32 protein-coding genes are annotated in these 24,421 nt (G+C 42.1%); 4 read left to right on the top strand and 28 right to left on the bottom strand.

All coding sequences use genetic code 11. The features are described from left to right. Positions 1-70: 70 nt before the first annotated feature. From AC4E8B_RS05230 to AC4E8B_RS05190, 9 genes are all read right to left on the bottom strand, one after another. Positions 71-958 carry an acetaldehyde dehydrogenase (acetylating) gene (locus AC4E8B_RS05230; RefSeq protein ID WP_490217469.1) on the bottom strand — a complete coding sequence of 296 codons (888 nt, stop codon included), beginning with the start codon at positions 956-958 and terminating at the stop codon, positions 71-73. An 11-nt stretch (positions 959-969) separates the two neighbouring features. Beyond that, a complete protein-coding gene (locus AC4E8B_RS05225; RefSeq protein ID WP_490217467.1) occupies positions 970-1,752 on the bottom strand; it encodes a 2-keto-4-pentenoate hydratase in 783 nt (260 codons plus the stop codon). 125 nt (positions 1,753-1,877) lie between these two features. Then, on the bottom strand, positions 1,878-3,338 hold the full coding sequence (locus tag AC4E8B_RS05220; RefSeq protein ID WP_490217465.1) for an aldehyde dehydrogenase: 1,461 nt from the start codon (positions 3,336-3,338) through the stop codon (positions 1,878-1,880). A 1-nt stretch (position 3,339) separates the two neighbouring features. Beyond that, positions 3,340-3,813: a RidA family protein gene (locus AC4E8B_RS05215; RefSeq protein WP_490217464.1), complete on the bottom strand. Its 474-nt coding sequence runs from the start codon at positions 3,811-3,813 to the stop codon at positions 3,340-3,342. 4 nt (positions 3,814-3,817) lie between these two features. Further along, complete coding sequence (locus tag AC4E8B_RS05210) at positions 3,818-4,822, bottom strand: amidohydrolase family protein (protein ID WP_490219512.1); 1,005 nt, start codon at positions 4,820-4,822, stop codon at positions 3,818-3,820. Further along, complete coding sequence (locus AC4E8B_RS05205; protein ID WP_490217463.1) at positions 4,813-5,352, bottom strand: 3-hydroxyanthranilate 3,4-dioxygenase; 540 nt, start codon at positions 5,350-5,352, stop codon at positions 4,813-4,815. Before AC4E8B_RS05205 ends, AC4E8B_RS05210 begins: the two co-directional genes overlap by 10 nt. Before the next feature lie 107 nt (positions 5,353-5,459). Continuing rightward, positions 5,460-6,017, bottom strand: coding sequence for an NADPH-dependent FMN reductase (locus tag AC4E8B_RS05200; protein ID WP_490217462.1), 558 nt, complete (start codon positions 6,015-6,017; stop codon positions 5,460-5,462). 54 nt (positions 6,018-6,071) lie between these two features. After that, positions 6,072-6,620 (bottom strand): FAD synthetase, encoded by a 549-nt coding sequence (locus tag AC4E8B_RS05195; RefSeq protein ID WP_490217461.1) that lies wholly within the window; start codon positions 6,618-6,620, stop codon positions 6,072-6,074. 26 nt (positions 6,621-6,646) lie between these two features. Beyond that, a complete protein-coding gene (locus tag AC4E8B_RS05190) occupies positions 6,647-8,128 on the bottom strand; it encodes a 4-hydroxyphenylacetate 3-hydroxylase family protein (RefSeq protein ID WP_490217460.1) in 1,482 nt (493 codons plus the stop codon). 180 nt (positions 8,129-8,308) lie between these two features. On the opposite strand from AC4E8B_RS05190, the gene AC4E8B_RS05185 reads away from it, so the two are divergent. Beyond that, positions 8,309-8,974 carry a Crp/Fnr family transcriptional regulator gene (locus tag AC4E8B_RS05185; protein WP_490217459.1) on the top strand — a complete coding sequence of 222 codons (666 nt, stop codon included), beginning with the start codon at positions 8,309-8,311 and terminating at the stop codon, positions 8,972-8,974. 1 nt (position 8,975) lies between these two features. Here AC4E8B_RS05185 and AC4E8B_RS05180 read toward each other — a convergent pair whose 3' ends face one another. Further along, on the bottom strand, positions 8,976-9,722 hold the full coding sequence (locus AC4E8B_RS05180; RefSeq protein ID WP_490217458.1) for a Crp/Fnr family transcriptional regulator: 747 nt from the start codon (positions 9,720-9,722) through the stop codon (positions 8,976-8,978). Positions 9,723-9,902: 180 nt separating this feature from the next. After that, positions 9,903-10,298, bottom strand: coding sequence for a hypothetical protein (locus tag AC4E8B_RS05175; RefSeq protein ID WP_490217456.1), 396 nt, complete (start codon positions 10,296-10,298; stop codon positions 9,903-9,905). A gap of 393 nt (positions 10,299-10,691) precedes the next feature. On the opposite strand from AC4E8B_RS05175, the gene AC4E8B_RS05170 reads away from it, so the two are divergent. Next, positions 10,692-11,006 (top strand): ArsR/SmtB family transcription factor, encoded by a 315-nt coding sequence (locus AC4E8B_RS05170; protein WP_411234404.1) that lies wholly within the window; start codon positions 10,692-10,694, stop codon positions 11,004-11,006. 110 nt (positions 11,007-11,116) lie between these two features. Continuing rightward, on the top strand, positions 11,117-12,322 hold the full coding sequence (locus AC4E8B_RS05165) for an MFS transporter (RefSeq protein ID WP_490217454.1): 1,206 nt from the start codon (positions 11,117-11,119) through the stop codon (positions 12,320-12,322). Between the two features lie 76 nt (positions 12,323-12,398). Here AC4E8B_RS05165 and AC4E8B_RS05160 read toward each other — a convergent pair whose 3' ends face one another. The 5 genes from AC4E8B_RS05160 to desA form a co-directional block, all read right to left on the bottom strand. Beyond that, the gene (locus tag AC4E8B_RS05160) at positions 12,399-12,860 is read right to left on the bottom strand and encodes a DUF2691 family protein (RefSeq protein WP_490217453.1); all 462 of its coding nucleotides are present in this window, start codon (positions 12,858-12,860) and stop codon (positions 12,399-12,401) included. A 9-nt stretch (positions 12,861-12,869) separates the two neighbouring features. After that, the gene (locus tag AC4E8B_RS05155) at positions 12,870-13,739 is read right to left on the bottom strand and encodes an alpha/beta fold hydrolase (RefSeq protein WP_490217452.1); all 870 of its coding nucleotides are present in this window, start codon (positions 13,737-13,739) and stop codon (positions 12,870-12,872) included. 160 nt (positions 13,740-13,899) lie between these two features. Continuing rightward, positions 13,900-14,700 carry a phosphotransferase gene (locus AC4E8B_RS05150; RefSeq protein WP_490217451.1) on the bottom strand — a complete coding sequence of 267 codons (801 nt, stop codon included), beginning with the start codon at positions 14,698-14,700 and terminating at the stop codon, positions 13,900-13,902. A gap of 489 nt (positions 14,701-15,189) precedes the next feature. Next, the gene (locus AC4E8B_RS05145; RefSeq protein ID WP_490217450.1) at positions 15,190-16,227 is read right to left on the bottom strand and encodes an STAS domain-containing protein; all 1,038 of its coding nucleotides are present in this window, start codon (positions 16,225-16,227) and stop codon (positions 15,190-15,192) included. Positions 16,228-16,472: 245 nt separating this feature from the next. Next, on the bottom strand, positions 16,473-17,501 hold the full coding sequence (desA, locus tag AC4E8B_RS05140) for a Delta(5) desaturase DesA (protein WP_490217449.1): 1,029 nt from the start codon (positions 17,499-17,501) through the stop codon (positions 16,473-16,475). A gap of 643 nt (positions 17,502-18,144) precedes the next feature. Between desA and cspC the strand changes: the two genes are divergently transcribed. Continuing rightward, a complete protein-coding gene (cspC, locus tag AC4E8B_RS05135) occupies positions 18,145-18,345 on the top strand; it encodes a cold shock protein CspC (protein WP_013351108.1) in 201 nt (66 codons plus the stop codon). Positions 18,346-18,536: 191 nt separating this feature from the next. Here cspC and AC4E8B_RS05130 read toward each other — a convergent pair whose 3' ends face one another. From AC4E8B_RS05130 to AC4E8B_RS05075, 12 genes are all read right to left on the bottom strand, one after another. Next, positions 18,537-18,806 (bottom strand): hypothetical protein, encoded by a 270-nt coding sequence (locus AC4E8B_RS05130; RefSeq protein ID WP_490217447.1) that lies wholly within the window; start codon positions 18,804-18,806, stop codon positions 18,537-18,539. Positions 18,807-18,888: 82 nt separating this feature from the next. Continuing rightward, positions 18,889-19,272, bottom strand: coding sequence for a hypothetical protein (locus AC4E8B_RS05125; protein ID WP_490217445.1), 384 nt, complete (start codon positions 19,270-19,272; stop codon positions 18,889-18,891). A gap of 1 nt (position 19,273) precedes the next feature. After that, positions 19,274-19,669, bottom strand: coding sequence for a hypothetical protein (locus tag AC4E8B_RS05120; protein WP_490217444.1), 396 nt, complete (start codon positions 19,667-19,669; stop codon positions 19,274-19,276). 24 nt (positions 19,670-19,693) lie between these two features. Beyond that, positions 19,694-19,942, bottom strand: coding sequence for a hypothetical protein (locus AC4E8B_RS05115; protein ID WP_490217443.1), 249 nt, complete (start codon positions 19,940-19,942; stop codon positions 19,694-19,696). 39 nt (positions 19,943-19,981) lie between these two features. After that, entirely contained in the window at positions 19,982-20,221 is a 240-nt protein-coding gene (locus AC4E8B_RS05110; RefSeq protein ID WP_490217442.1) for a hypothetical protein, read from the bottom strand. Between the two features lie 121 nt (positions 20,222-20,342). Further along, entirely contained in the window at positions 20,343-21,203 is an 861-nt protein-coding gene (locus AC4E8B_RS05105) for a phosphotransferase (RefSeq protein WP_490217440.1), read from the bottom strand. A gap of 39 nt (positions 21,204-21,242) precedes the next feature. Continuing rightward, the gene (locus tag AC4E8B_RS05100) at positions 21,243-21,602 is read right to left on the bottom strand and encodes an NIPSNAP family protein (RefSeq protein WP_490217438.1); all 360 of its coding nucleotides are present in this window, start codon (positions 21,600-21,602) and stop codon (positions 21,243-21,245) included. Beyond that, entirely contained in the window at positions 21,599-22,060 is a 462-nt protein-coding gene (locus AC4E8B_RS05095; RefSeq protein WP_490217437.1) for an NUDIX hydrolase, read from the bottom strand. Before AC4E8B_RS05095 ends, AC4E8B_RS05100 begins: the two co-directional genes overlap by 4 nt. A 44-nt stretch (positions 22,061-22,104) precedes the next feature. Beyond that, complete coding sequence (locus tag AC4E8B_RS05090) at positions 22,105-22,647, bottom strand: hypothetical protein (RefSeq protein ID WP_490217436.1); 543 nt, start codon at positions 22,645-22,647, stop codon at positions 22,105-22,107. Positions 22,648-22,683: 36 nt separating this feature from the next. Then, positions 22,684-23,118, bottom strand: coding sequence for a hypothetical protein (locus AC4E8B_RS05085; RefSeq protein ID WP_490217435.1), 435 nt, complete (start codon positions 23,116-23,118; stop codon positions 22,684-22,686). A gap of 15 nt (positions 23,119-23,133) precedes the next feature. Next, positions 23,134-23,565 carry an NUDIX hydrolase gene (locus AC4E8B_RS05080; protein ID WP_490217434.1) on the bottom strand — a complete coding sequence of 144 codons (432 nt, stop codon included), beginning with the start codon at positions 23,563-23,565 and terminating at the stop codon, positions 23,134-23,136. A gap of 315 nt (positions 23,566-23,880) precedes the next feature. Then, the gene (locus AC4E8B_RS05075; RefSeq protein ID WP_490217433.1) at positions 23,881-24,276 is read right to left on the bottom strand and encodes a hypothetical protein; all 396 of its coding nucleotides are present in this window, start codon (positions 24,274-24,276) and stop codon (positions 23,881-23,883) included. Positions 24,277-24,421: the final 145 nt, after the last annotated feature.

Genomic DNA, 24,421 nt, shown 5'->3' with positions numbered 1-24,421 from the left:
GATTAACGTTTCAATATTGATTTGATCTCATTAAACGCTACTATTCTATATCTATCAGCAGTATAAGTACCTACACACTTTTAACATTTTGTTTTTCAAGCATTTTGCATGCAAAATCCTCTGCTATACGCGTTGCAGCTGCCGTCATGATATCCAGGTTGCCGGCATATACAGGAAAGTAATCTCCTGCTCCCTCCACCTCAAGGAATACGGTTACCCGGTTTCCATCGAACATTGGCTCCTGCTTCAAGCGGTATCCTGGGACATATTGCTGCACCTTTTTGATCATTTTTTCAATTGACCCAATAATTTTACCCTTGTCTATATTTTTCACTTCACAATAAACTGTATCGCGCATTAAGATTGGCGGTTCTGCAGGGTTCAGAATGATCAAGGCCTTGCCCCTGTCGGCTCCGCCTACTTCTTCAATGCCACGGCGCGTTGTAATTGTAAATTCATCTATATTGGCGCGTGTGCCCGGGCCCGCGCTCTTGCTCGAAATCGTGGCCACAATCTCAGCGTAGCTGACGTCTGCTGCGGAATTGATGGCGTATACAATCGGAATCGTCGCCTGCCCCCCGCATGTAATCATATTGACATTTTTCTCTTCCATATAGGCATCCGTTTTCACAGCCGGACTTACAAATGGCCCCCGTGCAGCAGGTGTCAAATCAATCGCAAGCTTGCCTAATTCCTCAAGCACCTTCGCGTGTCTAACATGGCTTTTAGCAGAAGTGGCATCAAAGACAATATCAGCTAAATCAGGATTTTGCTTTATGGCTTCAATCCCGTTATCGAATGCTAGATATCCTTTTTGTCTGGCTCGTTTAAGTCCCTCAGATTCAGGATCTATCCCTATCATAGCTGTAAGTTCAATAAAATCGCTTCGTTCAAGCTTATACATAAGATCGGTCCCAATATTGCCTGAACCAATGATTGCCGCTTTAATTTTTACCAATAGAATCCCCCCTACTCAAAAGTGACAGAAACAGAACCGATTGATCCAAATTGAGCTGAAACTGTGTCGCCTTTTTCAACCGGAATAGCAGCAGAAAGTGCACCTGGCAGGATCAGCTCACCGGCTTTTAAGGAAATCCCAAATTCGTGGAGCTTGTTTGCAAGCCAAGCGACTGCATGTGCAGGGTGCCCTAGTGCAGCCGCACCTGAACCAGTTGCAGCCAGTTCGTTATTCTTGGATAAAATCATTCCTGCAGTTCTTAGGTCAATTCCGCTTACTTCTGTGGAACCCTCTCCAACAACTACCATTGCAGATGAACCATTGTCCGCTACTGTATCAATCAGGCTGATTTCCCAATCAGCAATCCGGCTATCAATAATTTCCAAAGTTGGCACAACATACTCAGTGGCCATCAGAACATCCAGGAAAGTTACATTAGGTCCATTTAGATCTTCTCCTAAAACGAATCCTATTTCTGCTTCTACTTTAGGACTGAGCAAATCGACTGCATTGACCTTCGCTCCATTCTCCACCTTCATATCATCAAGCAGATGGCCATAATCCGGTTCATCCACACCCAGCATTTTCTGCATGGCAACACTTGTAAGACCTACTTTTTTACCAATCACATGGCGCCCATTCATTAGCTTTCTCTTTAAAACTTCCAGTTGGACGTTATATGCATCAGTTACTTTAAGGTCTGTATATTGCTTAGTCAGCTGGGGAATAGCCCGCTTGCTGTGCTCCGCCTCTAACAGCGAACCTGCAATTTCACTAATAACGCTACTACTCATAAATCCCCCTCCTTTTCCTCGATAATGATGAAAATCAATCAAAATTTGAGAATATTAATCCCGCACATTACTTACAATCACTTGTGCTCGATCTCCAGCTCTAAACATATTCTTGGCTCAGTATTTCAAAGCTTCATTGTGATAGTCTTCGCTTCAGTATAAAATTCAAAGCTGTGCCTGCCGCCTTCACGTCCAATTCCGCTTGCTTTAGAACCGCCGAAAGGTGTGCGCAAATCACGGTAGTACCAGCAGTTGATCCACATCAGTCCAGAATTGACATGGGAAGCGACTCTGTGTGCACGACGCAGGTCATTCGTCCAAACCACTCCTGCTAAACCATATATAGAGTCATTCGCAATGCGGACTGCATCCTCTTCGGTCTTGAATGGAATTACTGTCAATACCGGCCCAAAGATCTCTTCCTGGGCAACCCTCATTTTATTGTCAACATCATATAACACAGTAGGCTCATAAAAATTACCTTCGTGCAGACACTCAACACGCTTTCCGCCAGCTGCAAGTTTTGCACCTTCAGTTATACCAAGCTGCACATATTCGTCCACTGTCTCCAAATGCCCCTTGGATACAAGAGCCCCCATGTCAGTAGTCTCATCCAGTGGATTGCCAACCCTAATTTTCCTGGCTGCAGCTGTAATTTTCTCCAGGAATACATCATAGATGCTTTCCTGAACCAGCAAGCGGGAGCCAGCCAAACAAATCTCACCCTGATTACGGAAAATCGCTTCAATTGAACCTGCAGCTGCTTCATCTAAATCTGCATCCTCAAAAACAATATTCGCTGACTTTCCCCCAAGCTCAAGGGATACAGGAATAAGCTGGGATGCCGCTGTTTGCATGACGGTCCGGCCAGTTGTACTGTCTCCGACAAAAGAAATCCTGCGGACAGATGGATTGCGCGTCATTTCGGTTCCGACTGAACCGCCGGGACCGGTGATTATGTTTAAGACGCCTGGCGGAAGCCCAGCTTCATTCGCTATCTCACCGAGCATCACGGCACTCAGCGGTGTGTAAGAGGCAGGTTTGACTACCACGGTATTCCCCGCTGCCAACGCAGCAGATGCCTTCCAAGTCATCTGCATGAACGGCAGATTCCATGGGATAATCAAGCTTGTCACGCCTGCAGGAGCATATTTTGAATAAGACATATATTTAGCCTGATCGTAGTGCTCATGATGGATGTAGTTTGCCATTTCAGCAAAAAAACGCAGATTGGCCGCAGCCCGTGGAATGTCAAATCCGCGGCTTTCCTTGATTGGCTTGCCAACATCAAGTGTCTCAACAAGTGCAAGTTCATCAACCTTTTCCATAACCAAATCTGACATCCTGCATAGAATCTTAGATCTTTCAGCAATTGGCATTTTGCTCCATATTCCGCTTTCAAAGGTGCGCTGAGCCACATCTATTGCAAGCTTGGCATCCTCTACACCAGCCATTGCGACCGAAGCAAGTTTCTTATTCGTCGAAGGGTCTATCGTATCAAAGCTTTCCCCGGAAATGGCATCCCTGTACTTACCGTCGATAAAAAGCTTTGCGTCTTTAATTTTCTGTGTTTGAGTCAGATTCATCCTAAACATCCCCCCCGCCTTCAACTTCAACCACCATCTCTACTTCAACTGCATTATTGAGGGGCAATTGAGCCATTCCAACAGCTGATCTTCCATGCTTCCCTTTCTCTCCAAACACCTGAACAAGCAAGTCTGAAGCTCCATCCATCACCTTAGGCTGATCAGTAAAGTCAGGAGTGCTGTTTACAAATCCTAGCACCTTAATAATTCGCTTTACCTTGCTCAACTCACCAATTTCCTGTTTTACAACCGTCAGTAAATTAAGCATGCATTGTCTGGCGGCATCATAACCAACTTCTATAGAAACATCCTCTCCAAGCCGCCCGCGATATTCATTTGTTCCTTGCCCAGAGGTGAACACCAGGTTTCCCGTCCTCACACAGCTCACGTAATTTCCTGCTGCAGGGCGGGGAGAAGGCAAGGTTAGTCCTAATTCTTTTATCCGTTCTTCAGGTGTTATCAATGCCTTTTCCATCAAGTCAGCTCCCCACTTTTACAGGGATGTTCAGGAATTTCAAAGCATTTTTCCCGAGCATCGCCTCCGTCTGTTCCTTTGATAGATCGAGCGTATCATCAATCACCTTTCCAGGAGGAATTTCTCTCAATAGGAAAGGATAATCTGAACCCATGATGATCCGTTCATGTCCAAAGTTCTGAAGCAAATAATTTAAATTTACCGGTTCATTTACTAAAGAATCATAGTAGAACTGTTTTGCGTAATAGCTCGGCGGCTTTTCCAGCAGACGCAAGTGCGGCCAAACCTTCCAGCCCTGATCCAATCGAGGAAGCAGGTAAGGGAGTGCTCCCCCGCCATGAGCCAGACATATCTTGAGTTTAGGAAACTTATCCATTATTCCGCCAAGAATCAAGCTTGCCCCAGCAAGTGCAGTCTCGCTCGGCATCCCAACTGTATACATCAGGTTATGGCGCGGCATACGCTCCTTGCCCAGCGTTTCCCACGGATGAATGAAAAGCGGGACCTCCCACTGTTCTGCCATTTCAAAAAACTCTATAAAACGTGGATCATCAAGGTTGATGCCATTTACATTCGTACCAATCTCAATCCCGCTTAAGCCCAATTCATGCTTGCAGCGATCCATTTCACGAATCGCAATTTCAACATTTTGCAGAGGAACCGCACCAAGGCCAATGAACTTTGTTGGATATTGGTTACAAATATCAGCGATGAAATCGTTTTGGACGGTGGCTAAAATTTCCGCTTCCTCGGGAGGAGCCCAATACGAGAATGTGACAGGAATTGGTGATAGCACCTGCATGTCGACTCCTTCACTCTCCATATCCTTGATGCGTTTTTCTGCATCCCATACTTGATCCGTCACCTCACGGAATACTTTGCCGGCAACCATGATATTGGCGCCACAGGCACATGTCCGCTCCAGCGCTGGCCACTTCTCACCGCTGAAGCGCTTTGTGAGCTCAGTGAAATTTTCCGGGATAATATGTGTATGAAAATCTACTCGCATTTCCACTCACTCGCTTCTGGGGGCATCTGATAACCGCAGTTCTTGCATTTTCGCAGCTCCTCATTGCCGTTAAAGCTGGCAATTGCTTCTTTCACTTGAACTTCAATATTCGTTAGCTGAATGGTAGCGCGGTGCATCTCGTGATCACATTTGTCACAGAACCAAACGAAGTCCTCAAGCTCTCCTTCATCACGATTGCGCTCAATCACAAGACCAATTGTATCGGGCACCCGATGAGGCGAATGGGGGACATTTGCGGGAAGATGGAACATTTCCCCTTCTTTAACCTCAACAACCTCGCGTTTGCCTTTAGCATTAATAACCTCAACATAACAGCTGCCCTGAATTTGATAGAAAATCTCTTCAGATGGATCAACATGGAAATCACGCCTCTTGTTTGGCCCTCCCAAAAGCATTACCATCAGCTCGGCATCCTTCCAAATCACCTTATTATTAACTGGCGGCTTAAGCTGATCTCTATTTTCCTCAATAAATTTCAATAGATTAATCGGAGCAAATTGGCTTTTCATTTTTGTTGGTCTCCCTTCAATTTTTATAGATTTGATTAGTGATATTCAATATCACGAATACATGATAATGGAAAGATAGCCAGGCAACTTAACCATAAAATGAAATATTACTCTGCAGCCTTTGCAATACTGATTTTAAGAGATTTCTGCATATGCACTACTTCATCCGCTAAATGCGAAATACGCTGCAGCAGGTCAGCATCGACAATTTCATTTTCTCGATTAAAATGATCAGAGTTTGCATAAACATAGCCCGGTGCCACAAATGCCCGGAAATAACCGGCAATCGGCTTCAGCTGGTTCTCAATCACTAGATAATGCTGGTACGTCCCTCCATTGGCGACAAATCCCATTACCTTGTTACGGAAGTCATCTGGATGGACCAAGTCAAATAAATTCTTAAGCACCCCTGGGATAGAGCCCTGAAAAATTGGTGTACCGATAATGTAGAAATCTGCGTTAGAGACCTTTTCTATCACCATTTGCGTATGCTCAGAATACGTCAATGGATCGCGTCCATCACAAAACTGGACATCGTAATCCATCATATCGAGCATTTCAACATCAATATCCGGATATTTCTTTTTTACTTCATCCAGCACTTTGCGTACGACAATCCCTGTTTTAGCTCCAATGATTGTTCCCGAGATACCTAATAATTTCACCTTGTTTCCTCCTGTCCCGCAAACTAAATTTCCAGTGTTTACTGCAAACCTCCATCACTTTATTGCTTGGTTTCCTGAAGGCCACCCCAATAATGCATTCGAAAGAGCAACCTCTCCTTCCGAAATGAGCCCGCGGATTCTGGTTGACGAAATGGGACTTCCTTTTGGACAGCAGACCGGCTTTGTCACCTGCACACGGAAATATTTTTCAAGCAGCGCAACATCTCCTATCCGGTCTTTACCAAAGCGAAAATCACCGCCAACCATAATTTCGACTGGATTAAGCTTTGCTAATGTACGAATGAATTCATGGGCACTTCCATTCGCATACACCTCATCAAAACTGGCTACCACTGCATTTGCAATACCAAGTTTTTCAATTCTGCTCAACTTTTCCTCTACAGTTGTCAGCATTCTTACTCCTTGAAAAAATACACGCGGTGGAGGATCGAATGTATACACCACACTTGGAACCTTGAGCTTACAGCCTCTTTGAACCGCATTTTTGATGACGGTTTGATGCCCTCTGTGAACACCATCAAAAGCACCGATAGCAACAATGGATTTCTCCAGTTCTAAATTTGTGTAAACATGTGCATTCATCCGGATTCTCCTCCTATGTACTCACTTTAATTTGTAAGCGCTTTCTTATTGTCCAGCTGTACTCCCTTTAATGCTTCTTCAACCATTTCCAGTGAGGCCTGTCGCTTATAATTGTTATAGAAAATCCCTCTCTTGCGTATTGGATCTCCTGTATAATAACGTTCATACTGAAGCAGCCTCTGGCCAAATGCCTCGCCGCACAGATCCCAAGCAAGTTTGAAAATGCCTACACGCTCCAAGGAAGATACACCTTCGCGTCCAACATAGTAATTATCTATTGACCCTCTTAATTCTTCTGAGTCAAAGTCGGCTCCTGTTGGTGACATCAACAATCCCCCAGCACCTACGATCTGCATAATTTCGATTGCGCGTGGATACATTTTTGGCAGCAGGCCACGGATCGTTTCAAGTGCTACGTAATCAGGCATTGCTTCACCCTTATCCGTAAATGTGTGCTCATACTCTGAAACCTTTAATAGAGCCCTGATGGACTCAAGAGATTGTGCAAGTTCTCCAAGCTGGTCCTGAACATTCAAATATCCATCAACACCAATTGTGTCAGCCACTTTCATAGCAACTTGTGTAGCGAACTCCAGTTTCACAAGACCCCTGACTCCAGATTGGTGTGCCGGCTGCTGACCCGCACCTGTCATTGGATAAAGCTTATTAGCTGCTTCTACATTGTTATATAAGAAGACCCGGTCCCATGGAACCACAACATCTTCAAATACGAGTAATGCATCCATTTCTTCAAATCTTGATGCAAGGGGGTGATCAAAGAAGGAACGGGTACCATCCTGCATCGGTTCACGGCAGATGATGCGAAGACCTGGAGTATCAATCGGAATTGCAAATGCCAAAGCATACTTTTCGTCTCCAGGTGCAAATCCCGGGAATGAATAGATGATAACCTCATCTGTAACCGGTGCAAGCGTAGCAAGCATTTTTGCTCCTCTTACTACTAAACCATCCGGGGTTTCCTTCACAGCTCCTAAATGAGTAAACTCATCCTTTTGTTCATGAGAGGTTTTACTGCGGTCATTTTGCGGGTTAATGATTGCATGAGTCAGAAAGATGTCGTTATCACGCAAATATTTATAGTAGTTGCGGACATTCTCAGCCCAATCCTTGTTGTATTTTTCAAAAAAATCAGAGTTATAGTACATGGAAGTTACCACAACGTTCAAGAAATCCGGCGTGCGGCCCATCAATCCAAATGTCGCTTTTGCATAGGCTTCAAAAACATTGTGCCGTTTTATCAAATCATCATAGCTCTTGGGCACAAGAAATGCATTGTTCACTCTCTCGCCAGTTTCCTCACATACATGTGTAATTTTCTCCTGATATTCCGGATCATGCTGCATATCATATAGCCTTGCAATTTCAAGGATCGGCTGCTTGAACACCGGCTCATCAAACAAATTCTCTACTTTTCTGCCAGAAAGCCAAACCTCAGGTTTACGTGCTTTAACTGCTTCGATATATTGAGCTCCTGTCCTAATTCCCATATACACCCTCCCGGAATAAGTTGATTGAAAATTCAATTTGAATTGTAATACTAAATTTTGAACGTAACTGTAGTCTAATTAACATATTTTTAAAATTAGTTATTTGAAGAGTCCAAATTATCAAACTACCCATAGCGAAAAAACGTTATTTCCCCTATGATTATAGTAATTAAAAGAATCATGGCAAAGCTTCGTATCCAAAAAGAATGGGGAGGTAATGGTATGGTTACGGTTTATGAAGATGTATTTCACTGGGATGCTTATCTAAAGCATGGAACCCGTCAATTCTTCAAGAAAAAGGAATACATATACCAACAAGGGTGTAACGGTGAAGGCTTTTACTATCTGCATAAAGGATTAGTTCGAATAGTCACTGAAACGGCAGCAGGAAAAGAAAATATGCTGAATATCGTTATACCTAATCAGTTGCTGGGCGTTCAATCATTAGATCAAAAGATTCATTTCACTACCGCCATAGCAGTCAAAGATTCCGTCGTTTACCACTTCTCAGCCAGCGAGTTCAGAAAGTTGATGATCGCTCACCCAGAACTCTTTAAACTTTTTTCCAAAAGTGTCATCCACAAAATGAAAATCCTATTGGATCGCATAAATTTGAATGCGCTTACATCAGAACAAAAATTAGCTCTCCTTATCCACAATATCTGTGACCAATTCAAGAATTATCACATACCGCTCAACCAGCAGGATCTAGCCTGCTGTACCGGACTCACAAGAATTACTGTCTATAAAGTTTTAAGGCAATGGCAGGAAGCAGGAATAGTCGAAATTCAAAACCGAAAATACTATATAAAAAAACCAGATTTCCTTAGAAACCTGGTTGGCTGATTTATTCCACATGTGGATTGCTAGCAATGTCCCTGATTTTATTAAAATTTATAATCACAATCTCTCTTTTGTTAAGTTCTACGTATTCATTTTGCTTCCACTTTTGAATTATCTTGTTCACAGTAATACGGGACGTGCCGATATATTTTGCAAAAGCAGTCTGATTCATTGAAGCACTCCCGTTTTCCCGAACAAGTTTCAATAAGTAAAAAGCCATCTGCTGTTCTACCTGGCTATCCAGATGTCCAATGATTTCCGCCAGTGTCCGAAACTTATAGATGAGTGAATCAGTATAAATTCCTGCTGCATCCGAATGTTCTTTGAAAATCGTCGCAAGAACATCATTTGAAAAAAAATACACAGTTGAAGCACTCGTAGTTGTACTGCTTGTCAAGTATGGTTCTCCATGGATGCCATGCTCACCAAAAAGCATTCCGGGCGGCACTATATTGATAATTCGCTCATCACCATAGTCCGAGAGAAGCATAATCTTGACTTCACCCTTCTTTAAATAATAAATCCCCCGGCCAGCCTCTCCCTGGTGATAAACCACTTTGTTCTTCTCTACCTCAAACGACTGTCCATAGGACAAAAAAGGCTCCCATAAATAGCGAAGATCTTGCATGTTACCACCCTTTTTTCTCTGTTTTTTGACTATTATGATAATTATATCAGACATAAACCATGGGGACAGGTACCATGGCCCAAAATTAAGTATCACAATCACAAAAACTCCGCTTGCTGCCATCAGCCAAGCGGAGTTTTTTTTTAACTAGTATTAAACTTTATATTCAATTAAAGCCTCGTAGTTCTTAATAGTGTTGATATTTTATTGGTAGAGGAATAAATTTCAGTGAGATAAAACAGAGGAGTATTGCTTTTTAAGAGAAAGCTATCTACTGAGGGTAAAGAAAGTGTCGAATAGAGATTATAAAGAAAGCCTCCTTTTAATAAGCTCCAGTTCTCTTTCATTGCGTGCAGCTTTTTCCCAAATAAAGTCCTGATCCAGCTCTAATTTATTGAATCGGTCCATTACTTCTTTATGGTGACCATCAATTTTTGCATCAGTGCTATCCATTCTTGCTTCAATGACATCAAAGCGTCTATCAATGGAATCAAACTTCTTCTCAATTGAGTCAAACTTTTTATCGATAGAATCAAACTTCTTATCAATTGATTCAAATTTCTTATCGATAGAATCAAACTTCTTCTCAATTGAATCAAATTTCCTGCTGTGCTCCTGTTGAACGGTTTGCATATTGGCTACCTTTGTAAGCAGCTGAGTAAGCATTCCTTCAATTCGGTCAAATCTTTCTTCCGCCATTTTCTCACCTCCCTTTATTCTATTATAAAATAGAAGCTTAAAATTAGACAATGTCAAATCTTTCACCTTTAATCAACAAGCAATAAACATACGAAAAATAGTGTGCCATTATTTGCTCTCCACACTCTCATTTAAAACCGACTTCCCACTCCCCAGATTTGTTTCGATAAACCCCGGACCCGAGAGATCTTTTTCAATTCTCTCTCCGATCTTCCTGATATGAACCGTGCCATTGTGATATCACCAGGAGAGTGATAGCCCTAGACATGATCAAACAGATGCCCTTTCATACAGTCCTACCCGGATTGGCAGTGACTGGGCCAAGGGATCTGTCCCCCTGGTACACTCCCGGCCCCCTTGACATATCGAGATTATTCGATATACAATGGCGGCATGGAACCAATTGAATTGTTTAAGGTGCTGTCAAATGAGACGAGGGTGAATATTTTAAAGTGGCTGAAAGAGCCGGAGAAGAATTTTCCCAAGCAGCAATCGCATCTCCCTAAGGAGGTCAGCATTGAGGGCGGCGTATGTGTCGGGGATATACAGGAAAAAGCAAATGCTTCTCAATCCACGGTTTCCCATTATTTAGCCATGATGCAAAAAGCAGGTCTGCTGGAGTCTGTCCGCTATGGCCAATGGACATACTACAGAAGAAACGAAGAAACGATCCGCCAGCTGGCTGAGTTTCTAAAAACAGAAATCTAGGGCGTCGCTCGGACCGATTTCTGTTTTTTTCACAGCACTCATATCGATAATTCTAGATATCTATTTATATAAAAATTCCATGCACCAAGAAAAACTATAGGAGTGATTCTTTGAGCACCACCGAAAGTACATCATTATTAAAAAAGCATAAAATACTAATCTTCACTTTGACCCTTTTGACCTTTGTCATGGGTACCAGTGAATTTGTCATTGTCGGCCTGCTGACAGAGGTGTCCGGTGATTTAGGCATCACCGTGGCAGCTGCAGGTTCCCTTGTATCCGGCTTTGCCATCGCCTATGCCATCGGGACGCCTGTTGTGACAGCGCTTGTCAGCAGGTTCCCAAAATATCCATTGATGCTGGTCCTTATATCTATCTTCATCATCGGCAATATTGTCAGCGCCTTGTCAGGCAGCTATGTGATTCTGTTCTCTTCCAGAATCATCACCGCTGTGGTCAGCGGAGTTTTAACCGCGCTTGCCATGTCTGTAGCCAGTGATATCATGCCGCCCGCGAAAAGATCCTCTGCGATTGCCATGATCTTCGCAGGTTTCACGATTGCCAATGTAATGGGCGTACCGATCGGCACCTTTGTCGGCCAATTGGACAGCTGGCACCTGACATTTTGGCTGACTGCCCTTCTTGGTGCGGCAGCACTGATCATCAGCATTCTCGTATTGCCGAGGAATCTGTCCAGTGAAAAAAGCTCACTGAAAGATTCATTGAAGCTGTTCACTTATCCAAGGATCCTGCTCGCTTTCCTTATGCCCATTTTTTGTTTCACAGGAACTTATACGATTTACACATATATAACGCCAATCCTGGAAAATGGCATGAACCTGCCCGCAAAATATACTGGACTCATCCTGCTGGCTTACGGGATCTTCTCGATTTTCAGCAATATTCTGGCCGGCAAAATCGCAAGCAGCAACGGCATTGGAAAGCTGCGCTTTGTCTTCATTGTTCAGGCAGTCATTTTGGCCAGTTTGTACTTCACTATCCATTCAGCCTTTTGGGGACTTGTCAGCATCATGCTGATGGCCGTCATGCTTTATGCTATGAACGCCGCCATCCAGATCTACTTCATGGATCTGGCCCAGACATATGCTCCCGGAGCAAAGGACTTTGCCTCCTCCCTGACCCCCGTTTCCGTCAATATTGGAATTGCATCAGGGTCAGCCCTGGGAGGCTTAGTTGTCTCAACCGGAAGTCTCGTCCACCTGTCCTGGACAGGCGCCCTCGCTGCTCTAGCCGCTTCAGCCCTGGCTTTCATCAGCCGCCGGCTGGACAGAGGGACAGGTTCCACGTCCCGGTGAAAGCCAAGGGGACAGGTCCCTTGGCTCAAAAAAAGCTGAATGCCTGCCCTCTTCCAGGCAGGCATCCAGCTTCTAATCACCAAACAGTAAGCTCACTTCTATCATTTTCATCTGTAATATATTCCGCCTTCAAGAAACGCTTCTTGCAAAAACGGTACAGCCTTTCTGTCCTCTCTCCATCCCTGCAATAAACAGCTGTATAAGAGCTGTCCACAATGAGAATTGCTATTTGGCAATCACTTTTCAAGAAATCTTTATAGGTCCGGATATCACCAGCAGCCTTTCCTTTTGGGAAAGCCTTTAAGTCGGCAAAAATAAGATAGCAGGAATCAGGGCTGAGATGCAGCATCAAATCCCCGCCTGCCATGATCATTTTATTTTCCGGGAAAAGCTCTCTGCCCAGCTCTCCGTTTTCTATAAAATAACCTTCCTCACCAGCAATCATCCACTCAAAGCTGGAAGCTTCCAGCGCCAGCAGAATCTCAGAAAGAAACCGTCCATATCCATTGGGGATTTCAAAGGTGACCCCTCTTATCATGTGACCCTCCTAATAATAAGCACTCAAAAACGCTGCAATATCCTCATTAATCTTATTCAAAAATTCATCAGAAGGAAAATGCCCCATTTCATATGCCTTAAAGTCCGTTAGATTTGGGAGGATCTCCTTCGCTGCCCTGTTCAGCTCCTGCTCAGGAAAAAAGACATCTCTTTTCCCCGCTATAACCAGTGTCGGCGCCTGGTATCCCTCCAACTCTTGACGCTCCGTTATCTTCGGCATATCCTGCTCAAGCTTCACATATTTGAATACATGGCCAATAATCTCTTTATCCCGCACTTTCATCGAACCACCGGACATGACTCCTGTGAGTTTATCCAGCTGTTTTTCCGAAGAAAGAGCCTTAAAGGCCACCATCGGCAGTAGAATTTCCTTAATCATCCTGGCCTTGGACCCAAGGCCGATTCCTGCCGGCGATACCAGCACTGCACAGTCAATCAGGTCAGGCATATACGCTGCCATCCTGAGGATGATTCCTCCACCATAAGAAGGGCCGATAAAAGCACAGCTGCTGATCTGGAAATGGTCCATCAGCTGTTTGATCCATTTCGGAAAACTGTCATTCTGAGCTGAGATCCTCGTCTCTGCACTGAAACCAGGGTGTCCGATGGTATCAGGGGCATAAATCCGGTAGCTGTCCGCTAATGAGGAGAACCATGACAGTGTCATCGGATTGATGCAATTGCCTCCCTGAAAAATAAAAACAGGCTTCGCCTCCTTTGGCCCTGCAGCAAGAACATGCGTCCTTCCATAGCTGGTGTCCACATATACCCTTTCCACATCAAAACTCAAAGTGCCAAGATAATTTTCATAATCCTTCTCCAGCATTCGTTTGCCATTTTCATTTTTATAGATGGTCATTCGGCATCTCCTCAGTGATTTTTCTATCATCCTTTGCAGTGAATATACGCGCAAAGGGGCTGGTAAGTTTCATCTCTATTGAAGCTGTGCTAGTACTATTTATATTTATCAATATAAACATTAAAAAAGCGCTAAACCGATCAGGCTTAACGCTTTTCATTTACAGTGACCAATCTTCACCATGTTTACGAATAAATTCAAGTTCCTTCTGATAATGCTCAAGATGCCCTTCATCAATCATTTTCTGAAACGCCTTATCGCCCTCTTCGGCTTTCCTTCTTATAATTTTGCATAACCCTTCTATCCGAAGCAGCACCATCTCTAAATAACCACTTTCAAGCCCTTCAATGCCATAGGATTGAAAAAATAATGCTACCCTTTGTTTTACACGCTCCGCATCTTTTGACTTTTCATAATATACTGCCTCACCTGTTTCCTTATGATAAAGTCTGCTTAAAGGAACGCAAGTATAAAGAGCATAAGCTATATCCCAAAGCCTCGGGCCGGGAGCAGCAACGTCAAAATCAATAATCCCTGCCGGCTTTTCGCCGCTAAAAATAATGTTATAGACTGCAAAATCATTATGGCACACCATCTCAAACGGCTGAGGGGTGTTATCGATCGGCTGCCAGCTCTCATCGATTGGAAAGTCGCTCACTGCATCATGATAGAGCCGAAGCATTTCTGCAATTTCTTTTAAAGCATCATTAGACCACATATATTTTTTTAAAGGATAATTGCCGGCTTCTCCTTCAATAAATGTTAAAATCTCTCTATTTTTTTCGTCAATGCCCAGAAACTTTGGCGCGAAGGCGAAACCTTTATTTTCTAAATGCTGCAATAACCTATGGATTTTTATACTATCAGGCTTTAATTCCCGCCGGACCGTATCTCCAGAACGATAAACGTCCGATACATTTCCTCCTGTTAGCAGCTCTTCGTTTTTGTCCTGACTTTGCATGATAATCCCTCCTGGTCAGGGACGCATGATTATGCCAATTAGAGATGCAATTTCAAACGGAACATCTTTCTGATAATGGAAATTCAATTAGCCGCATCATGTATCCCTTGAAATGATTTTAGATCGACAAATAAACGTATCCCCTAAAAAAGGACCGCACACTGCCTCTATCCAATTCTATAAATCAATTCAAGGTATTCCACATATGCAATAGATTCCCCTTTCTATGCATCTCTCATTTTTAACAATACCAAATACTTCTATATATTCCAACAAAATGTTAAATTAGACTTTTTATGAAACTCGAAATGATAAGCAATATTATTCCTTTATTGATGTTCTTGTTTGTATATTTGCTGTGAAACAAATTAAGGCTCGCTGTCTCACAACCTATTAAGAAGCTAATATTAAACCCCTGACAATACTGGAAGCTGCCGCTTTTCTCCTGGTTCTTTTACTACAGTTAAATTCCCAAAAAAAGAAGGCACTTTACGCCTTCTTTTCTTTAATCTCAAAGCCGTTCTGCTCTATGGCGTATTCTACACCGTGCTGTAATGTGGAGAAGGTTTGTACTTTACTGAATTGAATATTTGAATTCGATATTTGTATGGCCTGGTCCGCGGAAATGCCAACGATAAAGCATTCCCCGCCTATTAAGCGGATAGAAAGAATCAGCTTTTGGATGCCTTCCACCGTGTAGCTGTCCAGCCCTTTCACACCTGTTAGATCAATTAATAGGTAATTGGCTTTTAGTCTGGAAAATTCAAGCAGCGAACGTTCGATAAAGTTGGACAAGCGTTCATCGTTGAAATTGCCAATTAGCGGAACAACAACAATCCCTCTTAATACCGGAATAATCGGAGTGGATAATTCATTTACAAGTGTGGAAAGCTCTTCAGTTCTCTCTTTTACTTTTTGCTCCAGCTCTAAGATATGCTCTGTCTCTTTTTGTCTTGCTAATTCAAAAATGTTTTTTGAGGGTGTAACATCTGAAGGAAAGATTTCAATTTCGTCATACTCGTTTCCATCCAGCTGGCTTTTGTTTATTTTGTACCAGACTTTTTGTTCAAATAGACCTGTAAAAACTCCTGCCCAGTGGCTCGGCAATAATACGCCAGCTTTGTCTTTGTCTGTATTATTAAAAATTCTATGTTCCCAGCTGTTGGTCAGCTGAACTTTTGCTCTCTTTTCCTCAAAATTATAGTGAACAATTTTGACATTGCCCCAGCCGGCGTTTCTGTATATGTCACTATATTCTTCAAGGAGCTGTTCAAGATCCCTTCGGCCGCTATAATAAGAAGAAACTAAATGACCCATTCGATATCCCGTTGCTTCAAAAACAGTTTTAGATACATCTTCACCAGAAACTTCTTCAATTGTTTTTAAAAATAATTCTATTGCTGAATCCCAAAACAAAAGTGCTGGTGCACCATCAAAGGTAAAGAGCCCGTTTTGGGGATCCCATACAAATTCATTACTGTTTACCTTAACCGTCACATTTTCCCTTGCCAACACGATATAGTTCACTCCCCGCTAATATTACGCCTGTTTATTCTAATAGATTAACTGCTTTTTTACCATTAAATTCACCATGTATTTGCAGTTCTATACATATCTCATTTGTGCCAAATCATTCGATCGATCGCCCAAATGTAAAAAGGACAATTTTTCAACACAAAAAAAGTGCTGACTGCACAAATCCATTGCGCAAGTCTGCACTTTTTTTTGCAAGGCTCAGAGCCTCGTATCATATTGAAAGCAGGCCAGTTTAATTAATCCGATCCCAGCCGCGCTGATTCCTGGCTTTTGGCAGCTTTCCCCAAGTGGTTAAAGCCAACAAATTTCTTGCCCTGTTCATCCCACAGACGAAACTTTAATGACGCAAGGCTTGTTGCCAGAGTGATGGTTGGAACATGTTGCAATGGTTCGGTGTTTTTATGCACCTCTTCAAGCTTATAGTTTGGGACTCTTGGGCTCAGGTGGTGAACATGATGAAAACCGATATTGCCTGTCAGCCATTGCATGACTTTTGGGAGTTTGTAAAAAGAGCTTCCTTCAACTGCTGCTTTTACATATTCCCAATGCTCATTTTCTTCAAAATAAGAATCTTCAAATGTGTGCTGAATATAAAACAGCCATACTCCGAGAGTGCCTGAAATCATAAAAGTCGGCACCTGAACGAGCAGGAAGTTCTGCCAGCCGATAGCCCAGCATACAAGTGCCGCCACAGCAGCGATTCCCAGGTTCGTAATATACGTATTCATCTTTTCTTTGCGTTTAGCACCTTTGCGATTGAAACGATTGGTAACGCCAAAAACGTAAATCGGACCAATAATAAACATAACAATCGGATTTCTGTACAGCCGGTACATTATTTTTGTCTTTGTTGAAGCTTCCATATATTCGTCAACAGTCAGTACCCAAATATCGCCTGTACCGCGTTTGTCCAGGTTGCTGCTTGTCGCATGATGGACAGAGTGGTCGTGTGCCCACTGGTCGAAAGGATGCAGAGTCAGGATCCCTGTTATGGTTCCAAGGATTCGATTCGCCTTTCTGTTTTTTAAAAAGGAATAGTGGCAGCAGTCATGAAAAATAATGAAGATTCTCACTAAAAAACCTGCAGCAGCGACAGAAATCGCTAATGTAAGAAAATAAGAAACCGATATGCTCTTATAAGCCAAATACCATAACAGGAAGAATGGCACCAATGTGTTAATGATTTGCCAGATACTTTTTTGTAAATCGGACTTTTCATAAGGTGTAACCAGTTTTCTCAAAGCCCTTGGATTCTGTTCATTCATTTTTGGAGATTTCCCCTTCACTAATTTATTCATTTATTTAATTATAGAAAACGTTTTAACGTTCCGTAAGTCCCAGCTGTCATATACCATACATGATAAGTGTCATGTTTCTCTCGTTTTCACAAAGAATTTTCACATCCTTTTTTAGCAAAATTGGATCTGTCCGCTGTCCACAGGTTTTCACATATTTTTTATTAAAAAATATGTTAACCATCTTTTATGTATTTACTTAAGAAAATAATAGATGATGAAGAAGGAACAAATAAGGCTGCCCCTTGGATAGAAAGGGCGTAAAAAAAATATACCCGGCTCTTTATCGTGCTAAACTTTCTCCTGCTTCTAAAGTTTATTTAAACCTCGAACAATGATTGTTGGAGAAACAAACATGGCTGAATTAGAAACAGAATAAAAAAGACATCTGAAATCATTTTCACGGTTTTCCAACCATTACAGTCACCCTTAACAAATATTGCCATAATAAATCAATAATATAATTTGCAATTATTTCCGATTCCTGCTATGATAAAGAAGAATTATTTTTGTTCGGTATAAAGGATAGTATGAATATCGATTTTTCGTCTAGATAAATACTTTGAGCAGGGATAGTAATACATTGTGCAGTAAGCACTAGGAGGCAACAAAAATGGAACAAGGTACAGTTAAATGGTTTAATGCAGAAAAAGGTTTTGGCTTCATCGAGCGTGAAAATGGGGACGATGTATTCGTACACTTCTCTGCAATTCAAAGTGACGGATTCAAATCTTTAGACGAAGGTCAAAAAGTAACGTTTGACGTTGAGCAAGGTGCTCGCGGAGCTCAAGCTGCTAACGTTCAAAAAGCATAATCTTAAACCAACCATACAAACAGGCTCTTATATAGAGCCTGTTTTTTATGTTTTCCGGGATAAAAAAACCACTCAACTCTTGAGTAGTGAAAAAAACGTTCTATCCTCTCGGATTAGCAGTTTGCTATATGCCAACACATCCCAATGGTCATCATCAACAAAATATTTCATTTTTTCCATCCTTAAATATATTAAAAATTTTTAATAACCGAAAAGAAAATCAACACATAACCTATATTTGCAGCTATGGCCAGCAAGGATTTGATAACCGGTTCTTTTAACACCAAAGCCCCGATTCCTAAAAGAACACCTGTAAACGACAGAAAAACCGGCAATGTCAGATTGCTTATAGTTAACAGCATTGTAAAAAATCCGCCGGCATCTCCTATAAGGAAAAACAGTATATTTGAGGTTAGGTTGATTGCAACGCACATATATGACATTCTATTTAATGCCATCATACATCGCCTGCTTTCGTAATTTCTCAATCTGCCCGGTTGCCAATAATTAAATTGACATTCTGTGTACGTCCTGCCTCTTCCATTATCCCTCAACAATGGCAAGATACTTCATACTCTCTCCCCCGGTCTCCACAATTAAAATCCCACTTGTCTTAGTCTTGAAAATCTTCGCACCGACAGGAAGCTTATTCGACATTCCATTTTCAAAATCTGTATCGTTTTCATTTCTGGATTGTATTTCACCAATTTGAGCGCCCTTTTTTAAAGCCAGTTCATTGACCCAATCTATATTCGTTTGGTAGATAACACCATCATACTGAAAAATATCAGCATCAGGATCTAATCGCAGAACCTCTTCCGCATCAATGATATCAATGGAGACTGTCGTGTTTTTTCCTCCATTAGTACACCCGGCAGCTGTGAAAAGCGTTAAACCGATTAAGAGAAAGAATAGCTTTCGGTACAAATCACTTCCCCCCTTGCTCTGACAATCCAACAAAATAATCCCTTATATCTGCTGGAAGCTCTTCGACAGCAAGGACTTTTAACTTCGTTGTGCCCGGTGAAGTCTTGATAATATAAGATTTATCATTATACTCAATCAACGTGAATTGACTTATGCTGTCGGCACTATGGTCTAAGCTGTTTATATAATCAAAGTCCTTTTTCTTAAAATGCCCCTCGTATCCTTTCAAACTTAGCTTTTGTGCCTCTTCAAAATCATCTGCAAAAGAAATATCCTGGTATAATTCAAGTGAATTTTTCGGAGTATGAAAGTAATAGATTGCTCCCCCCGCAATGATGAGTGCCATAATGGAAAGAATAATCCAGTATCTTACTTTGCTTGTTTTTTGGGTGTCCATCCTGTCCACTTCCCTCTGCTTTTATCAGTCATCTTTATTAATAAAAAATAAATTGTATATAACCATCAAGATGCCTGCCACTATTAACGCAACACTTAGAACATAGGGAACCCAGCCTGTTATGTCACTAAGCACTGATGCCAGTTTTCCCGGCGGATCACTCCAGCCGGTCAGATGGGGAATATATGCAGCAATCGCCAGATGCATGAAGCCGAATAAAACGATACCTGAAATAAACAATACATACCCAAAAGTGAGTAGTCTATTATCCAACGATACCCCTCCTAATTAGAGAAACCGATTACTCAAGTCTCAAAACCCATTAGATCTTTTTTCAAAATACGTCCATATCAAATAAATCAGAACCGACAATCCAATGATGATAAATCCCGCATTGGATATAAATTGAAAATCCCATTCTTTTACTATCTTTTTATCTTCTCCAAAATAATTCAGCAAAACATAATTTGAGTCCTCATAGTCCAGGAAAAAGTATGATAGGATGCCGCCGAGCAGGATTCCGCCGGTCAAAGACAAAAAGAATTTTTTCAATTAGCCTTCCCCCTTATCCTATTATCAAATAGGTTAACTTCTGAATTGATAAGCTCTAAATTTGTTTTTCTCCCTTTGCATTAGAATGAAGGAAGCCTCCTGATACCTCACCGTAAACAAATCATGAAGAAACCAAGGACTTCCAATAATTCCAGGCTCTAAGATATTCTGCTAAATCCTGAGGATGAACCCTGACACAAATGCCAAGGCGCGTGTATAATTGCACCACCACTTCGTCTATGAGCTGCGATTTTCCCATTGAGACATGCTCCAGCAGCAAGAATGAAGAAAGCAATGTTTCTACATTTAAATCATCAGGAGATGAACAGAAGGCATAGGTAAAGTCATAAATGACCGGCCCTATAATCGGGGAAGGGTCGATGACTCCGGTCAGAACTCTGTGATTAAAAACAAAATTATGGACCCCTGTGTCTCCGTGAAGCAGGTACTTTTTTTCTTCCCCGGACCTGCTTATCCGCTCGACAATTGATTTTACTTTGAAATAATCATCCGCCGGCAGCAGGCCCCCTAAATCTCTATATGCAAGCTCTACACTGATGCTATTGAACTCATGCCATGATTTTCTTGGCTGATCCAGCCTGCCCCATGCTTCTTCAGGATGACATTCTTCGTAATGATTCAATACTTCCTTCACTAGGGTCCTCATCCAATCCTTCTTCAAGCCGCGATTATAATGCGTTGTTCCCGTTATAAAAGAATAGACGATAAACTCTTTTTGAGGATCTGTATAGAGCCATTCAGGCAGAAGGCTGACATTCCGGCAGCTTTGAAGAAACCGTTCCACGTATTCAATTTCCTGCTGCCGGTCATACTTTATCACATACTTCGGCACAGTATTTTCAGATAAAGTATACACAAGCCCTTCAGTTGTTCCTTTCAGCATGTTGATATCTGGTTCGTTTAAATCAATAATCCTCTTGTCCTGTAAATCCCTAATAACATTTTCTATTTTTGATTTCACTGCCTTTTTCTCCTCGCAACTTGGAAATGATCTTTATTACTAGCATGAAAGAATCGTATTTCCTTCAGGTACCGTAGTTTCCAAAAAGTCCTCATCCACCTTAAAAAATATCCTCCCCAGATTCTCCCTACCGCCCATTTTCTCAAACCAATCCTGCACACGCTGGACGTGCTCTTTATCATTTCTCACATTGTTTTCAATATTTTCATATGCTTCACGGCTGTCATACTGCCATATTGCAAAGATTTCGACTGCCCCTTCTGCAGGCTGTCCCATCCATCTTCCGACCAGCCTTGACCCGTATTTCAGCTGGGCCGGCAGCAGCGTCTGATTAAAATGAAGATTGAAATCCTTTACAATGCTTTCATCCACTTTATAGCTTTTTCTGCGGTAAATCATCTGCTTTCCCCCTTACTTAAACTATGTATTTTCAACGCTTCCTTCACTGCCCATCCCTGGTGCTCATGAAACAGACCTGCTTCAGCATCCAAAGGATCCAGCCATATTAGCGAATGATCCTCTTCCAGCGGCGGGCTTATTTGCCTGACGATCTCACAAAAGTAGAAGTACCCTTCGCTCAAGTAGTATTTGTATTCATTGGTAGAGTAAAAATATCTTCGTGCCTGCCCCAGAAAAGGACCGAGTTCTATCTCGGTCCCCATTTCTTCAAGAGCCTCTCTTTTCATGCATTCTTCATGCGTCTCCCTGGCCTCTATTCCTCCGCCGGGAAGAAAATACTTTCCATCAACCGTCTGTATGACAGCGACTTTCCCATTCTCCGGGTGAAAAAACAGCCCGTAAACAGCCGGCCTGCTGGTATATTCTATTTTCTCGATTTTTTCTCCAAAAGTAATCATCTTGAATGATTCGGGCCTCCTTTTTTGGACAAAGGGACAGATCCCTAAGATAACCTGTTCTTAAAAACCACTTCACCTTCTGCATTGTAAGCAATATATTCAGCATCATAGATTTCAACATTATCTGTTCTGAATAGTCCAAACTTTTCATCCGCAGCTTTTGCAAGAAGCTTGAAGCTGTGTAGGGTTTGATCTCCATTCACAATTTCAACACGGTCTATTTCTTTATCGAATACCCTGAGAATTACAGCGTTGTATTCTTCTTCGCCTGTGAAAGGCGAATTGAAGAAGGCAAGGTGAATCGGGTCATGTATTCCTTCCGGTGTAAAAGCAAAATCTTTTTTGGCCTTCCATGAAAATAACGACCTCTCCAAATAAATTTCCCTTTCCTCGCCCCCTGCAGTGTGCAGGAAAGCAACGGATAGATGGTTATCGATCATTTCGATAAGCTCTATGCTGGCTCCGTTTGTTTTTTTCGCAATCTCCTTGGCTATTTGTTCCTCGCTCCCCCGTGCTGGCAGAAGCCAAATGAAGGAGAAAACAGCCGCAATGGCCATTCCAATGAAGAACCGCTTTTTTACAGACATTAACTATAACCTCTCTTTTACAAGTTTAAAGGTAAACTACTTTTCCCTGTTCAATTCAAATGTTTCTTCGGCATCATCCCATTTTACATAAACTTTGATAATACCATCCTCATTCACTATGCCGGTATTCTCTGAAGATCCGCCGCTTTTAAAAACCTTCTCCGTCGGCGGTGCATCAAATTCCCTTGCACCGCTTCCGCTCCCTGCTGAAGTTTCATAAGAATACTCAATTTTTTTCAAGGATGAAAGCTCTTCTAAAGGCCCTTTATACTCCAGATAAAATTCATCACTATTTTCGTTAGAGTATGAGCGGCTTCCTTCCTTTCCGCCCCACTCCTCTGTCCCTTTAAACACGTACTCCGCTTCCCAGTGCTCGCTTTCCCCGACAAACCGGTAGTCATAAGTGTTCACTTCTTTCGAACAGGCAGCTAAGAACATCAAGGCAAAAAATAACAAGAGTATCTTCCTCAACCTTACTCCCCCTGTCTATTGAATCAGTGATAACAGCTCCTCAGGAACCAGCCTTAAGCCTTTATCCCGAAACTCTTTGATAGGCTTCCACATTAACTTGAACTCTTCCCCATTATCCTCAAGACCCATGAAAGATGTTTTTTGATAGAAGGATGGATCAACAAACTCCCCATCATAGACAAAAACGAACTCATGGCGGGGAATTCCGTTGTAGGTAAAGATATTTTCAAGGGTGCCTAAATGAATGAGATTCCTAACGTTTGCCCCAATTTCCTCGAACACTTCTCTTTCCAGCGCTTCAGTACTTTTTTCGCCAAACTCAATCCCCCCGCCAATCGGACGGTAGAAATAGTCCTGCTTAACTTTGTCGAACCCCTCAGCCACCAGAATCGAGTCATCTTTTCTGAACACACAGATCGCAATGGCCCGAATATAATTTCTTATCATCCTGTCCCTCCAGCTTCGTCTTTCTTTTCCATATATAAAAGACAGCAAAAAAATTAATGGCCACACCCATTGCGTGCATGATAAAATTGCCGGTGCTGCCTAAACGATCTACGGTGATGCTTATTAAAAAACTCCCGATCATTAATAATGGAACAGCTAAAAAGAATCTCAAATCAAATTCCCTCCGGAACAATGCTTTCTGACGAGCTCATGCTGAAAAACTTGCCTTAAGATTGAGGCTTAATCAGTTATCGGCTGGTTCAATATTTACCAGCCTTATATTTTCGATAAGCTCTTTTGAATATGATGTTATATCTATGGTCTTTCAATCGTGATCACATCCTCAGCAGGCGTCAAATACTCCTCTTCCCCGATCGAAAAATTGGCCCCCTGCCTTTCCACTTCAGCATACTGCACCACTTCACCATCGTTCATGAAGACCAGCAGATAAATATCATCTCTAAAGTCAATGCTGCTGGGATCGTTAAAAGTGACACCTAACTGTTCCTCTATATACTCTTGAGGGCTATACGGCGTAAATAAAAAGGACTTATCCCAATCGAAATCCGCCAATGAGTCAAGAGTTATCTCATTGTTATCTTTATTTTTCACAATATCAGAAATAGACTTTTCTAAATCTATATTATGCTGAACACCACTGCATCCTGCTATTAACAGCAGGATGAGTAAGAATGCCGTTGCTCTTTTCAAAAGTATCCCTTCCCTCTGCAAACAGCCAAAATTTCCAAATAATTCATCTTTTATTATAGACGAAACAAAAGCTGTAATGTTTCATTTTCTCCCTCTCTAATTCTGCAACGGAAAAGAAAGTACAAAAAAGAGCCCCGCAAGGCCC

It is taken from the genome of Bacillus sp. SRL543, assembly GCF_984799205.1.
This window is presented reverse-complemented; position numbering and strand designations above follow the sequence as displayed.